Below are 15187 nucleotides of genomic sequence, written 5' to 3'. Positions count from 1 at the left end.
TGTATACCGCTAGTGTAATAAAGAGAGGAGGAGGTTCTATTGACTAGGATTATTGTGGTTGAAGATGATATATACATGAGGGAGGAGCTGATTTATCTTTTGAATAAATCGGGATATGAAGCGTTGCCAGTATCAAATTTTGAAAATGCAGTTTCTCAAATACTTGAACTTGATCCCGATTTAATATTACTTGATATAAATTTACCTTATCAATCAGGCTTTGAAATTTGCAAATCCCTAAAGTCCAAAGGTATGGGAAACATATTGATATTGACTGCAAGAGATAAGTTGCAGGATGAATTACACGCGTTGGGATTAGGTGCAGATGATTATTTAACAAAGCCATGCAACATGGAACGCTTGTTAGCTCGTATAAAAAATTTGTTGCGTAGAACCTCAAAAAATGAACAGCAAGGTTTGTTAAATGGTGGAAATTTTAGGATTGACCCTAACACTTTTACAATTTATATTGGCAAAAATTCTTACATTTTACCACCAAATGAGGGAAAGCTATTGCTTACCTTATTGATTAATAGTCCTAATATTGTCACAAGGTCTGAATTGTGTCATGCTATCTGGAATACGAATAAATTTATAGATGAAAATGCACTACAAGTGAATTTCACTCGTTTAAGAAAAACATTGCGAAATTTTGGTATTGATAATCGCATTGAAACAGTGCGAGGACAGGGGTATCGATTAAGAGAGTGGGTGAACTTATGAAAAAAATACATACTATTTTATCCCATATTTCTTCTTGCAAGATTTGGTTGATTTCATTGATTTATGTTGATATTTTATTTCTCTTTTTTGCATGGGTGGCGTATCCAGGAGATTTTCTTAAACTTGCCGGTCTTATGTTTTTTGTTATTTTATCTGCAATTATCATACCACTTACGCTTATCATTAGAAAGCGTAAAAAAGAGAACGTTGCATTCCAAAATTTTTTGCTAGAACCGGATGAAACAAATGAATATTTGTTAAGTGAAATCGCTTCTGCATCACTACGTCCATACATCCATGAGATTGGGCAGTATTTAAGAGAAAAGCAAGTGGAAGTGGACAAGCGAAATACACAGGTTATAGATTATGAAAATTATATCGAAAACTGGGTACATGAAATCAAAAGGCCCTTATCACTAATGACATTGTTATTGGATAATCGAAAAGATGAAATATCTCCTCTTGTTCACACAAGAATGTTATATGCTCGTGACTATATCAGGCAAGACGTAGAACAAATTCTTTATTTTTCCCGTCTGGGTGCTGTGCACAAGGATTATTATTGGGAACCGTTGTCAATTCTAAATGTATGCATGGAAGCTGTTGAGGATAATTCTACGCTTTTAGAAGAAGCAGGCTTTCATATTGAATGTTCAGATGAAGATTATGAGGTTGTATCTGATCAAAAAGGGCTTATGTTTATTTTGGGGCAGATAATCAGCAATAGTGTGAAATATTCAGATAAAGAAACTTCTCCTTTGCTTCGTTTTGAAGTGAAAGAAGATATAGATACAGGGCAAATTGTTTTGTATATCAATGATAATGGTTTAGGAATACCACCGTCTGATTTGCCATTTATATTTGATAAAGGGTTTACAGGGGTTACGGGAAGCTATTTTAGTCGATCTACGGGAATGGGATTGTATTTGGTTCAGAAAATGGCTAATGATTTGAATATTAGAGTAAATGTTCAATCACATAATTTAGGATGTGACAAAGGCACAACTTTGTCATTGATTTTTCCAAAAGTACAACAATCATTGAAGAGGAAAAAGAAGTTAGAATAAATGATAAAAGTATTATTTCACGAGTACAAAAGCTTATTAAAGATAAAAAACTAAAAAAGGTTGGGTATGAAAAAGATTTTTATAAAAATTTAATTATGAAAACATAAAATATAATTTTAAAAGTGTTAGATTTAAAAGCCAATATTCTACAGTTATATTATAAAGTAACTATTAGATGTTGGTTATTTTTTTATAAAAAATTACCAAGAATAATTTTAGTCACTAATTTGGAATCCTATAAATATAGTGAAACAAGTTCCAATTTAAATTTATTCAATAACTTTAAAGTATTTTTATATAAGATGTAGTTTTAAATTTAAAATAAATTTTCAAAAAAACGTTGACACTTTTGAGGGTAAAGGAGTATTATAATATTAACATATGAACAATTATTCATATGTTCATAGTTTGGAGGTGAATGTTTTGAGTAAAAAACAATTAGTTTTAGAGAATTTACATTGTGCTAATTGTGCTTCAAAAATAGAAAATAAAATAAAAGAATTAGATGATATAAAAGATGTTACAGTTAATTTTATGACTAGAAGTCTCCTTTTTGAAACAAAAGATGAAGATTCAAATGAAGACACCTTATTAAAAATAAAAAAAATAGTAAATAAAATAGAACCGGACGTAATTATTAAAGAAGATAAAAAAACTATTCCTTTAAAGCCAGCATTAAATGCAAAGAAAATAGAAATTATAAAGGCTGAAAATAATAGTTGTTGTAGTAGAGATAACCATGAGCATAATCATAAAGAAGATTGTTGCAGTGGACATGACCATGGTAGTAATTGCTGTGGTGGACATGATCATAATCATGACATTATTAATAAAATACAACCGAAAGAAATAAAAAATAATAAAAAAGAGTTGATTTTAGAAGGTTTAGATTGTGCTAATTGTGCTTCGAAGATAGAAAATAAAACAAGAGAAATTAAAGGTGTTAAGGCAGCAAATTTAAATTTTATGAATAAGACTTTAGTTTTTCAATATGATGAGGAAGAAAACATTCCAATAATTTCAGAGCAAATAAAATCAATAGTTAAAAAACTAGAACCACAGGTTAAAGTTTTAGATAAGGAAACTATAGAAAAAAACAATAATGCTTTAAAAAAAGAAAAAAGCTCTATATATAAAGAGCATAAAAAGGAAATTAATAAATTAATATTAGGTGGAGTTATTTTTCTTATAGGTAATATATTAAATTTAGAAAATAATATAGAGTTAATTATATTTTTAATAGCTTATGTTATTGTTGGTGGAGAAATTGTTTTAAGAGCGGTTAAAAATATAGCTAGAGGTCAAATATTTGATGAAAACTTTTTAATGACAATAGCAACAATAGGAGCTTTCATAGTTGGACAATATCCTGAAGGTGTAGGAGTTATGTTATTCTATCAAGTAGGTGAATTGTTCCAACATATAGCAGTAAATAATTCACGTAAGTCAATATCAAGTCTTATGGATATTAGGCCGGATTTTGCTAACTTAAAAAAAGGTAATGATATAGTTGTTGTATCGCCAGAGGAAGTTAATATAGGAGAATATATAGTTGTAAAACCTGGAGAAAAAGTACCACTAGATGGAGTTGTAGTTGATGGAATTACAATGGTAGATACTTCAGCATTAACTGGAGAGTCAATGCCAAGAACTATTGAAAAAGAGGATGAGGTCTTAAGTGGTTTTATAAATCAAAGTGGTGTTATAACTGTTAAAGTAAATAAACATTTTGGAGAATCTACTGTAGCTAAAATACTTGATTTGGTTCAAAATGCAGGTAACCGTAAGGCAAAGGCAGAAAACTTTATAACTAAGTTTGCCAAATATTATACACCAATAGTTGTTATATCAGCAGCCGTACTTGCTATTATTCCACCATTATTTGTTGAAGGTGCAACATTTAGTGATTGGGGATATAGAGCATTAATATTCTTAGTTATTTCTTGTCCGTGTGCACTTGTTATTTCAATTCCATTAGGATTCTTTGGAGGAATTGGTGCAGCATCTAAAAATGGAGTTTTAATTAAAGGAAGTAACTATTTAGAAATATTAAAAGATATAGAAACAGTAGTTTTTGATAAAACAGGAACTCTTACTAAAGGAGTATTTAATGTAACTACTGTTAACAGTAGTAATAATTACGATAAAGAAAAAGTATTAGAATATGCAGCTTATGCTGAAAGTTTTTCTAATCATCCAATAGCAAAATCAGTGGTTAATGCTTATAAAAAGGATATAGATAATTCTAAGATAGAAAAACATGAGGAGATTGCTGGACAGGGTATTATTGCTTATGTTGAAGGCAAGAAAATAGTTGCTGGAAATATTAAAATAATGGAAAGCAATAATATAGAATTTAGTAAGGTTGATACAGTAGGAACAGTAATTTATGTTGCAATAGATAAAGAATTTATAGGTAGCATAATTATAGAAGATACAGTAAAAGATGATGCAAAACAGGCAATAGCAAAGCTGAAATCAAATGGAGTAAAAAATACAGTAATGCTTACTGGAGATAATGAAAAAGTTGCATTAAAAGTTGGAAAAACTTTAGGTTTAGATAAAGTTTATTATGAACTATTACCTCAAGATAAAGTTGAAAAGTTAGAGGAAGTAGATAAAGCTAAATCTAAAAATAAAAAAGTTGCATTTGTTGGTGATGGAATAAATGATGCTCCAGTTTTAGCAAGAGCAGACATTGGAATAGCAATGGGTGGACTTGGTTCTGATGCAGCAATAGAGGCAGCAGATGTTGTTATAATGACAGATGAACCATCTAAAATAGCTACAGCGATAAATATATCTAAAAAAACAAGAAAAATAGTTGTAGAAAATATAGTATTTGCATTAGGTGTTAAAATAATAGTTTTAATACTAGGAAGTTTAAGAATGGCAACAATGTGGGATGCTGTATTTGCAGATGTAGGCGTGGCTGTACTAGCTATATTAAATGCTATGAGAGTAATTAGATATAAAAAATATTAAAATAATATTGTGTTCAAAAAGCACTCCTTTAAAAATAACTTTAAAGGAATGCTTTTTTTATTTGTTTTGGATAAACTAAAAATAAAGTTTTTAAAGATAAAAAAATATTTGTTAAGGTAGTTTAAAGGAAGCAGTACTATAATTATTATATTATAAAATTTTTTAGGAGTTGAGGGGAGAATATGATAAAAGTATTACTTGTTGAGGATAATATAAAGATAGTTGAAAACATATTAGAATATTTTAAAAATGATGTGGAGATAGAGTCTGTATATAATGGCTCTGATGCTATAGAGTATTTAAATGCCTATTGTTATGATGTGGTCATATTAGACTTAATGCTACCAGAAGTAGATGGTATGAGTGTATTAAATTACATTTCTAAAAAGAGTTTAAATGTAGGAGTTATTGTATTAACAGCAAAAGAAGAGTTAGGAGATAAACTTAAAGCTTTTGATTTAGGTGCAAACGATTATCTTACAAAACCTTTTTATATGGAAGAATTAAAGGCTAGAATTAATGCTATTTTAAAAAGTATGGGAAAGATAAAAAATTCTAACATACTTGAACTAAAAGATATGGAAATCAATATGAAAACTAAAAAAGTATATATAGAAGATAAAGAAATAGAACTTAATGAAAAGCTATATAACCTTTTAGAGTATTTAGTTATCAATAAGGGAGTGGTGCTTTTTAAAGAACAAATTTTTGATAATATATGTGGATATGATAGTGATGCATCAACAGAAATTATTGAAGTTTATATGAGTAGATTACGTAAAAAACTAAGTGGTTTTGGATATGATAAATATATTATAACTAAAAGGGGAATGGGATATTTAATTGACGAAAGTATTGGAGAGTAGAATGAAAAGAAAAGATATTTTTCGTAGTACTAAAAGAAAAGTAACACTTATAAGTACAGTTATAGTATTTGGTTGTTTATTCATTTTTGCAATAATAACTACAACTTTATATAAATCAAGAGTCTTTACTAATATAGATGATCAGTTGTATGAACAAAAAAATGCTGTAGATAAATATTTAAATATCAAAATTCATGAAGGAAACTTCTTATTTAACCAAAAAGAAAATAAATTTCCACCACCAATGTTACCTAAAGTAATAACCATTGTATATGTAGGGGAAGAAGTATACTATATCAACCCTAATCCTTATTTTGATGCAAGTGTATTACCAAATTTTAAAGACAATGTAGATAATGATGTGCAAAAGATAAATCATAATGGATATGAATTTCGAGGAATTACTTTTAAAAATCGTGAATTTACAACACAATTACTCGTTAATGTAGATTCAGAAATACAATCAATGTCACAATTGAAAACTTCCATTATACTTAGTTTAATGTTTTTAATTATAGTAGCATTAGTTTTATCATATATACTTTCATCAAAAATAATAAAGCCTGTAAAGGAAGCTTATGATAAACAAGTGTTCTTTGTACAAGATGCTTCACATGAAATGCGTACTCCTTTAGCTGTAATTAAGGGAAGGTTAGAAATTATAGCAAATTCATGGGTTCAAAGTATGGATAAAGATTTTGAGCATATTTCTAAAATTATGAGTGAAATTAAAAGTCTTGAGAAGTTAACTAGCGATTTATTATTACTATCTAAAGAAGATATTGATGGAAATATTAATGTTACAGAGTTTAAGCTTAATAGTTTAATTAGTGATATAAGTGAGTTTTATATGGATTTAGCTGAATTTCAAGGTAAGAAGTTTTATATAAATAAACCTATTGAGCATATAAAAGTACGATGGGATTATAGCAAGGTAAAAAGAATGATTATAATACTTCTTGAAAATGCCTTCAAGTATACTGAAAAAGGTGGAAGTATAGTCTTAACATTTGAAGAGATAAATAAGGCGATAAAAATAACGGTTAAAGATAACGGTATAGGAATTAAGGAAGAGGAACAAGAACGTATATATGATAGATTTTTTAGAAGTGCAGATGTAAGAGGGAAAAATATAAATGGAAGTGGAATTGGGCTTAGTTTATTAAAGTCTATATCAAACACTTTAGGAATAAAAATTAAGTTAACATCTACATATAAAAAGGGAACTGAATTCGTATTAATTGTGTCTAAGATAATAAAATAAAGAATTTAAAGATAAAGCATTCTAATAGAAAAATTACCAGTAGAGTGCTTTATTTTTTATTGTAATTGTTAAGGAAATATTAAGGTTCACTATATAGAATAGGTATTGTTAAGAGATTGGAGGTGTTGAATTTATGGCTGAAAAGAAGTTTAGACATGAGCTTAAGCATTATATAAACATGTCAGATTATATGGCTATCAAGAATAGGTTAACTCAGATTATGAGGTTAGACAAAAATGCTAACCAAAACAATGAATATAAAATTAGAAGTCTTTATTTTGATAACTTAAATGACAAGGCTTTAATGGAAAAGATTAATGGAATAAATCGTAGAGAAAAATTTCGTATAAGATTTTACAACGATGACTATTCATTTATTAAGCTAGAAAAAAAGTCTAAAATAAATGGGTTATGTGGAAAAGATAGTGCAAAAATAACAAAAGAGCAGTGTGAGAAAATAATCGAAGGCGATATTGAGTTTTTAAAGCATAGTAATATACCATTATTTGTGGAATTATATGCAAAGATGAAAGGTGATTTGTTAAAACCTAAAACTATAGTGGATTACACAAGAGAAGCTTATATATACCCAACAGGTAATGTAAGAATAACCTTTGATAAAGATATAAGAACTGGAATTCATAGTAAAAGTATCTTTGATGCAAATGTACCTACTATAAGTTCTATAGATAATACTTTTGTAGTGCTTGAAGTTAAGTATGATGAATTTTTACCAGAAATAATACAACATATCATACAAACTAATGACCGTAGAGCAACTGCTATTTCAAAGTATGCTGCATCTAGAATATATGGTTAAATTATTTATTAAAAATTTTTATAAGATATAAGGAGGAAATATGATGGGAGAACAAACTATCAATTTTGGAGACATTTTTAAATCAAGCTTCATTGAAAAAATGAGCGCAGTATCAATTTTAGACATGCTAATTGCAATGGTTCTTGCATTTGTAATAGGACTTTTCATAATGCAAGTTTATAAAAAAACATTCAAAGGGGTTATGTATTCAGCAAACTTTGGAATGTCACTAGTAGCACTTAATTTAGTAACAACATTAATTATATTAGCAGTTACATCTAATGTAGTTCTTTCTCTTGGTATGGTTGGTGCTCTTTCTATTGTTCGTTTTAGAAGTGCAGTTAAAGAGCCAATGGATATTGCTTTTTTATTTTGGTCAATAAGTGAAGGTATAGTATTAGGAGCAGGACTTATTTCATTAGCAGTAATAGGAGCAATTTTCATAGGAATCGTTATGGTTTTATTTTCTAACAAAAATACAGTTAATAATCCATATATATTAGTAGTTAACTGTGAAAATGATAATAGTGAAAAAAGTGTACTTCAATTAGTATCAAAGAGTGTTAGTAAATATGCAGTTAAATCTAAAACAATTTCACCATCAAATGGAATTGAAATGACTGTTGAAATTAAGCTTAAAAATGCTACGACAGCTTTTGTTAATGAAGTATCCAATATTCATGGAGTTTCAAATGTTGTTTTAGTAAGTTATAACGGAGATTATATGGCCTAGAGGGCTAAGTATGTAGGGGGAAAAGCTTGAATTTAAGGAAGTAAAACCTGAGTTTAGGATATAAAACGAACTAAAGATATATTCAAAATGCACAGCCGTAACAAATGGGACAGGCACGAATAGTGTAGTTCCATAAAATAGAGAGTAGCTCTTATAATTTAATTACCGTAAATAAAAAAGTTAGCCAGTCCTTTAGTTAGTTAAGAGTTAAAAATTAATAATTAAGAGTTCAGGATGAAACTGGAATCCAGTTTCTTTGGAATTGCTAGGGACTGGCTTTGATTTATTAGTTGAAAAATATAAAATTAGGAGAGCATCAAGTGTTAGCGAAGAAAATAAACTTACCGTGCCTGTCCCATTTATGATGGAGACAATACTAGGGGCAATTGCTTGTTTAAAGGTTTCACTAAAACCAAAATAAGGGTACTGGTTCTTTACTCATCTTATTATGGGAATACAGTAATTGTGGAATTTACAGTTAAAGCGAAGAAAACAGACACAAATGAACCTGTCCCACTTGTTGTGGAGCTATTACTGTAAGGAATTAATTGTTTAGACGTGTTGCCAAAACTGAATAATGGGGACCGACTTCCAGTACTATTGGAGAGAAACTAAAATCAGCAAAAGTATCTAGCCCAAAGAATAGTAAAGTAGCCAATTACGCGTCTGTCCCTCTTGTGACGGAGGCAAAACTTTTGGTGATTGCTTGCTTAGGAGTTTTATTTTTGTAGATTCAAAAAATACGTTCAGTATTACTAGGAACGAACTGAGTAGTAATAACCGCAACTATTAATTATTAACTTTTAACTCTTAATTAAAAATATGTAATATTTTTTAAACATGCAGTCGTGACAAGGAGGACAGGTTCATTTAGTTGTACCACCATAAAAAACTCTAGTACTCAATAAAAAGGCTAGATAAAAATAAATTATCAAGCAAATAACCAGTACTTGAGCTGCAAAACGTTGCAACTATTCACTTTTAACTGAGGAAGCTGTTAACTATTAATATAAATTTAAATTTGAGCTTGTTTGACTATATTTATAACAAGGTGGTGATATAGGGTGATAAATGAAAAAAATAGTGGATATGTATCTATAATAACTATGATACTAGCAGTAATGTTCATTGTAGTTTCAATAGTATTTGTAAATCCAAATAGTAGTAAGGTAACTTCAAATTCCACTATTACTGATGTTTTAGATCAAAACAGTATAACAGAAATAGATATTAAAATAGATGAAAGTGATTGGCAATGGCTTTTAGAAAATGCCACAGATGAAGAATATCGTAGTGCAGATATAACTATAAATGGAGAAACTTTCACAAATGTAGGGGTTAGACCTAAGGGTAATTCAAGTTTAAGCTCTGTAGCGAACGATAGTACTACAGATAGGTATAGTTTGAAAATTGATTTTGATCAGTATGTTGATGGACAAACTTATCATGGTATAGAAAAACTTGCATTAAACAATAATATATCAGATGCAACTTATATGAAAGAATATCTATCTTATGATATATATAAATTTTTAGGAATTCCAACACCAGAATATTCTTATAGCAACATAAAAATTAATGGTGAAGATTGGGGATTATATTTAGGTGTTGAAGTTATAGATGAAAGATATATTGAAAAAAATTATGGAGAATTAGCAGGAAATCTTTATAAGCCAGAAACTATGGGCGTAGGAGCCAATAAAGGTGGAGAAAAACAAGATATGCCACAGATGAATGGTGATGAAAAAGGTGGCAATGTTCCTGATAAAGGACAAGTTCAAAATGACGGAAATATGGTTGGTGGAGAAAATCCAGAAGGTATGCCACAAATGCCTGCTGGCGGTAATATGCCAGATAATTCTAGTGGTGAAATGCCTAATGGTGGACAAGTAGATGGTAATATGCCAAATGGACAAACACCTGAAAATAATGAGCAAAATAATACAAATGAAAATGGGGACAAGGATAATAATAAACAAGGAATGCCAGGAGGAATGCCTGGTGGAATGGGCGGAAATAGTAACGGTGCAGATTTAAAGTATACAGACGATAATGTAGATAGTTATTCTACACTTAGAGATAGTGCTATATTTAAAAGCACTACAGATGCAGAGTTTGAAAAAGTAATTGATATGATGAAGAATCTTAATGATGGAACTAACATTGAAGATTATTTAAATGTTGAAGAAGTATTAAAATACTTTGCTGTAAATACATTTTTAGTTAATTTAGATAGTTATTCAGGTGGAATGTATCACAATTATTATCTTTACGAAAAAGATGGAGTATGTGAAATACTTCCATGGGATCTAAATATGTCTTTTGCAGGATTTTCTGTAAGTGATGGTACGAAAGCAGTGAATTTCCCCATTGATTCGCCAGTTACAGGTAATTTAGAAGATGCGCCATTAATAGGAAAACTTTTAGAAGTTGATGAATATAAGGAACTTTATCATGAATATTTAGAAAAGATTGCTAACGAGTATTTTAATAATGGTACATTTGCAAATTCAGTTACAAATCTAGATAAATTAATTGGTGATTATGTAAAAACTGATGCTACTGCTTTCTTTACTTATGAAGAATATAAAAATTCTATTCCTGAGTTACTTACTTTTGGTGAAGATAGAACTAAAAGCGTATTATCTCAACTAAGTGGAGAGCAATCATCTACAGAATATGGAAATGTAAATACAACATTAAATTTAAAAGCATTAGGTGAACAATCAATGGGCGGTGGCATGAAAGGTGATAATCAAAACCAAGATGCTAAAAATGGAGAAGTGAACGGAAATGGCATGCCTAATATGAATGACGATAATCAAAATAAAGATGATGGAAACGGAATGCCGAATATGAATGGCAACAATCAAAATCAAGGTGATAACAATGGTATGCCTAACATGGAAAATATGCAACAAGTTATGTCAATTATAAAAGGAAAAAGTGCAGATGAGCTGACGGATGAAGAAAAAGCACAGTTAGAGGAATTGGACGTAGATGAAAGCATGATTAGCAAATTTCAAAACATGCAAGGCAATAATATGGGCGGACATAAAGAAATGCCAGGACAAACTGCGGCTACTTCTCTTGGTAGTGATGCTATAATTTACGGAGCAGGATTAGTATTAGTACTACTTGCAATGTTATTTGTAACAAGATATAAAAGAAAAAAATATTAAATTAAAGACAAGTTTAGTGTTTCTGATTTTAAGCAAGGACAGTTTTAAAATTTTAATTTAAAACTGTCCTTATTTATAACCCAATATATTTTACCAATCAATCTTTTTTCTTAAGATGAATTTCTACAAAAATAAATAAAATCAAAATAATTAATACTGTAAATTTATAATAAAAATTTTTAATAGTTATATATTGGTTTAAAGAACTAATACTAATACAAAAACATATTAATGCAGATAAAGGACCCCAAATAATGAACATTTTGCCTAAAAGGCGATTACCTTCTTTTAGTTTACTATTGCTATTTAAAGTCGTAGGAGTTTTAATCCCTATGTTACCGTTACTCCAATTGAAAGGGTAAAACCTAAGAATAAGACCAGTTAAAAGCATAAGTAATGATACCCAATAATTAATTTCCATTTATCACACCTCGTTTTAATAAATATATTTATAGATTATAAAATATACTATATAAATGGGTATTATATACAATAATTAAATATATTTCAATGGAGGTCTTTTATAAAGATTATTATTTAAAAGTTTTATGAATTTAACTGCATAAAATTTATAAAATAAATCATCATAAGGTTATAAAACAATTAAAAAAGATTATTGTAAGGCATTTATATTTACAAGTTTTACATTATTTATATGATAAATCTTAATAAATTGTTACTATTTAATTAAATGGCTAAATATTAGTGGATACTTTGGTATAATTTATTGTATATACACTAAATATTTTTTAAGGAGGGCATATGATTGAATTAATGATTGCTTGTGGATTAGTTTTATTAATCTGCATAACATCCAGCAAGGTTTTTTATAAGTTTGGAGTCCCAATGCTTTTAGTTTTTATTGTCCTAGGAATGCTATTTGGATCAGATGGTGTTGTAGGAATATATTTTGATAATTATGAGCTAACTAGACTAGTGTGTTCTTTTGCATTAGTTTTCATAATGTTTTATGGTGGATTCGGAACAAACTGGAAGATGGCAAAACCCACAGCTATTCCATCAATATTAATGTCAACATTAGGCGTTATAGTAACAGCAGGTCTTACAGGATTATTTTGTAGTTTTGTACTTGGAATGAATCTTTTAGAAGGTCTGCTTATAGGTGCAATAGTAGCATCAACTGATGCTGCATCGGTATTTGCGATACTCCGTGCACAAGAGCTAAATTTAAAGGGTTCATTGGCATCTTTATTAGAGGTAGAAAGCGGCAGCAATGACCCTATTGCATATATGTTAACTTTAGTTATATTAACATTGATGTCTAATTCAGGTGTAGGCAACATAGTTCCAATGGTATTAGCACAAATAATATTTGGATTATTAGTAGGAACTATACTTGCAAAAGCATCGGTTTATATAGTAAAAAAAGCAAATTTTGAAGTAGAAGGTTTTTACACTATATTTATAACAGCTATTGCATTACTTTCATATTCATTAAGTGAATTTATTGGAGGAAATGGATACTTAAGTGTATATATGGCTGGAATAATTATAGGTAATAGCAAGATACCACATAAAAAAAGTTTATTTCACTTTTTTGATAGTGTTTCATGGATAATGCAAATAGGATTATTCTTTATGCTAGGTCTTCTATCATTTCCATCTCAATTACCATACGTTATTGGAATAGCAACAGCAATATCAATATTTATGATATTTATTGCAAGACCATTAGCCACATTTATCATATTAAAACCATTTAAATTTTCAAATAAAGAAAAAGTTTTTATTTCCTGGGTAGGTTTAAGAGGTGCTGCATCAATAGTTTTTGCAATTTATGCTGTAACTTATGGAGTGCCTATAGAAAATGATATATATCACATAATATTCTTTATAGCATTATTCTCTGTAGCAATTCAAGGTACATTAATACCAAAGGTAGCACAGAAACTAGATTTAGTAGATAATGAAAGTACAGTATTAAAAACATTTAATGACTATAAGGAAGAAAAATGTACAGAAATTAAGGAGATAAGTGTTTCAGAGAACAATGAGTGGGTAGATAAAACTATTATGGATGCAAATATTCCAGAAGAAATTCTAATAGTTATGATAAAACGTAATGGAGAAATAGTAGTTCCTAAAGGTTCCACTACAATAAAAAGTGGTGATACTCTAGTTATGGTTAGTAACGGAGAAGAGTGTTTATCATAATTTAAAAGAAAAGTTTAAAGGTAGATAGGGTCAAGTACTCAATCTACCTTTTATGTTATATGTACCTTTAAGTTTAAATTTGAATGGGGTAAATTTAAAATTCCAGAGAAAATCACAAGTAAAGGTTAATAACAAAGTGTAGCACTGTAATAAATGGGACAGGCACCACCAATGTAGTTTTATTAAACAAGGACCAGCTCTTAAAATTTGCTTACCATAAATAAAAAAGTTAGCCAGTCCCAAAAGCAGTTAAGAATTAATAAGTATTATCATTTAATAAATATATAACTTTAACTCTGAGAAGTGGTTCACTATAAAATACTTTTAAAGTTCTCCAAAAATTCTTCGGCAATTGGAGAAAGTTCAGAAGATATAGGCTTTATATATCCAAAGGAGCAAGTGATATCTTCATTTAACTCTATACTTTTAAAAGTTCCCTGAAAGGATTCTATATTAGGCATAGGTGTCAGATTATCGAATTTAAACGTAAAGGTGATAGCATTTAAATCTTTAAGTAAAAATAATAGTGAACAATAATCATCTACTGATATTTTTTGTTTAAAATCGTCAAATTTAATTTGGTTTAGAAAAGATGAATATAAAAAATACTTATCTGATATATTTAAGTGAGCCAAAGGGTATTTAAGTAAGTCACTTAATGATACAGATGATTTTATAGATAATGGGTGGCTAGAATCCATGTATGCACATAACCTTGTATTAGATAAATGTATAAACTCTAAGCCATTCATTTTTAATATATTATCTATTAAAAATTTTTGAGTATTAGGAATACTAATAAATCCTATATCACAATGACCATGATTAATATTATCTATGATACTAAAAAAATCTGTTTGTTGTATTTTAAAATCTAATTCAGCGTCCCTATATTTTTTAATTAAATCAACAAGGGTATAAAATACTGTGGAACTATATTGAACAGAAATAAAAAAGTTTATTGGTGAAATAGTGTTATTTTTTTTAGCTAATTTATTTATAGAATCCATAGAGGTGTTGATGGATTTAGCATGTTGTAAAAATATAGCACCTTCTTTAGTCAATTCTATACCTCTAGGTAATCTTTTAAAAATAGTAAAGCCAAGTTCATCTTCTAAAGATTTTATTGATAAACTTAAATTAGGTTGGCTCATAAGTAACGACTTTGCAGCTTTATTAATAGAGCCAAGCTTTGCAACTTCTATTATATAATTTATCTGTTCAAGCTTCATAAAATCCATCTCCCTTTTAAAATTTTATATCAATAGTTTATACCAAATAATATATTAATAAAACAAGTAATAAAAAAATGCATATAAGGAAACTTTATAACTATATATAAAAAATAAAGATTAGTTATATAACAGAAGTA

At 28.8% G+C, this 15187-nt stretch carries 12 protein-coding genes; 10 read left to right on the top strand and 2 right to left on the bottom strand.

All coding sequences use genetic code 11. From position 1 onward, the window contains the following. Positions 1-39 precede the first annotated feature (39 nt). From KQI36_RS08225 to KQI36_RS08185, 9 genes are all read left to right on the top strand, one after another. Positions 40-723 (top strand): response regulator transcription factor, encoded by a 684-nt coding sequence (locus KQI36_RS08225; protein WP_216450516.1) that lies wholly within the window; start codon positions 40-42, stop codon positions 721-723. Beyond that, positions 720-1790, top strand: a complete 1071-nt coding sequence (locus KQI36_RS08220; RefSeq protein ID WP_216450515.1) for a sensor histidine kinase — start codon at positions 720-722, stop codon at positions 1788-1790. Before KQI36_RS08225 ends, KQI36_RS08220 begins: the two co-directional genes overlap by 4 nt. 423 nt (positions 1791-2213) lie before the next feature. Further along, entirely contained in the window at positions 2214-4775 is a 2562-nt protein-coding gene (locus KQI36_RS08215; RefSeq protein WP_342357383.1) for a heavy metal translocating P-type ATPase, read from the top strand. 182 nt (positions 4776-4957) lie between these two features. Next, positions 4958-5641 carry a response regulator transcription factor gene (locus tag KQI36_RS08210; protein WP_216450514.1) on the top strand — a complete coding sequence of 228 codons (684 nt, stop codon included), beginning with the start codon at positions 4958-4960 and terminating at the stop codon, positions 5639-5641. Between the two features lies 1 nt (position 5642). Further along, entirely contained in the window at positions 5643-6905 is a 1263-nt protein-coding gene (locus KQI36_RS08205; protein ID WP_216450513.1) for a sensor histidine kinase, read from the top strand. 133 nt (positions 6906-7038) lie between these two features. Then, positions 7039-7725, top strand: coding sequence for a polyphosphate polymerase domain-containing protein (locus KQI36_RS08200; protein WP_216450512.1), 687 nt, complete (start codon positions 7039-7041; stop codon positions 7723-7725). A 43-nt stretch (positions 7726-7768) separates the two neighbouring features. Next, positions 7769-8458 carry a DUF4956 domain-containing protein gene (locus KQI36_RS08195; RefSeq protein WP_216450511.1) on the top strand — a complete coding sequence of 230 codons (690 nt, stop codon included), beginning with the start codon at positions 7769-7771 and terminating at the stop codon, positions 8456-8458. A gap of 256 nt (positions 8459-8714) precedes the next feature. Continuing rightward, positions 8715-8879 (top strand): hypothetical protein, encoded by a 165-nt coding sequence (locus tag KQI36_RS08190; RefSeq protein ID WP_216450510.1) that lies wholly within the window; start codon positions 8715-8717, stop codon positions 8877-8879. 643 nt (positions 8880-9522) lie between these two features. Then, entirely contained in the window at positions 9523-11640 is a 2118-nt protein-coding gene (locus KQI36_RS08185) for a CotH kinase family protein (RefSeq protein WP_216450509.1), read from the top strand. Between the two features lie 97 nt (positions 11641-11737). Here the strand turns inward: KQI36_RS08185 and KQI36_RS17945 are convergent, their stop codons facing one another. After that, the gene (locus KQI36_RS17945) at positions 11738-12031 is read right to left on the bottom strand and encodes an SdpI family protein (protein WP_425321725.1); all 294 of its coding nucleotides are present in this window, start codon (positions 12029-12031) and stop codon (positions 11738-11740) included. Between the two features lie 371 nt (positions 12032-12402). Between KQI36_RS17945 and KQI36_RS08175 the strand changes: the two genes are divergently transcribed. Then, positions 12403-13815, top strand: coding sequence for a potassium/proton antiporter (locus KQI36_RS08175; RefSeq protein WP_216450507.1), 1413 nt, complete (start codon positions 12403-12405; stop codon positions 13813-13815). 311 nt (positions 13816-14126) lie between these two features. Here the strand turns inward: KQI36_RS08175 and KQI36_RS08170 are convergent, their stop codons facing one another. Continuing rightward, positions 14127-15047 (bottom strand): LysR family transcriptional regulator, encoded by a 921-nt coding sequence (locus tag KQI36_RS08170; RefSeq protein ID WP_216450506.1) that lies wholly within the window; start codon positions 15045-15047, stop codon positions 14127-14129. Between the last annotated feature and the right edge of the window lie 140 nt (positions 15048-15187).

It is taken from the genome of Clostridium senegalense (assembly GCF_018916625.1).
Lineage (GTDB): Bacteria > Bacillota > Clostridia > Clostridiales > Clostridiaceae > Clostridium_J > Clostridium_J senegalense.
This window is presented reverse-complemented; position numbering and strand designations above follow the sequence as displayed.

What these genes read in the sequence shown, in the direction of transcription:
- KQI36_RS08220 (WP_216450515.1), top strand. Translation starts at nt 720, where the DNA reads ATGAAAAAAATACATACTATTTTATCCCATATTTCTTCTTGCAAGATT.
- KQI36_RS08210 (WP_216450514.1), top strand. Translation starts at nt 4,958, where the DNA reads ATGATAAAAGTATTACTTGTTGAGGATAATATAAAGATAGTTGAAAAC.
- KQI36_RS08205 (WP_216450513.1), top strand. Translation starts at nt 5,643, where the DNA reads ATGAAAAGAAAAGATATTTTTCGTAGTACTAAAAGAAAAGTAACACTT.
- KQI36_RS08200 (WP_216450512.1), top strand. Translation starts at nt 7,039, where the DNA reads ATGGCTGAAAAGAAGTTTAGACATGAGCTTAAGCATTATATAAACATG.
- KQI36_RS08195 (WP_216450511.1), top strand. Translation starts at nt 7,769, where the DNA reads ATGGGAGAACAAACTATCAATTTTGGAGACATTTTTAAATCAAGCTTC.
- KQI36_RS17945 (WP_425321725.1), bottom strand. Translation starts at nt 12,031, where the DNA reads ATGCTTTTAACTGGTCTTATTCTTAGGTTTTACCCTTTCAATTGGAGT.
- KQI36_RS08175 (WP_216450507.1), top strand. Translation starts at nt 12,403, where the DNA reads ATGATTGAATTAATGATTGCTTGTGGATTAGTTTTATTAATCTGCATA.
- KQI36_RS08170 (WP_216450506.1), bottom strand. Translation starts at nt 15,047, where the DNA reads ATGAAGCTTGAACAGATAAATTATATAATAGAAGTTGCAAAGCTTGGC.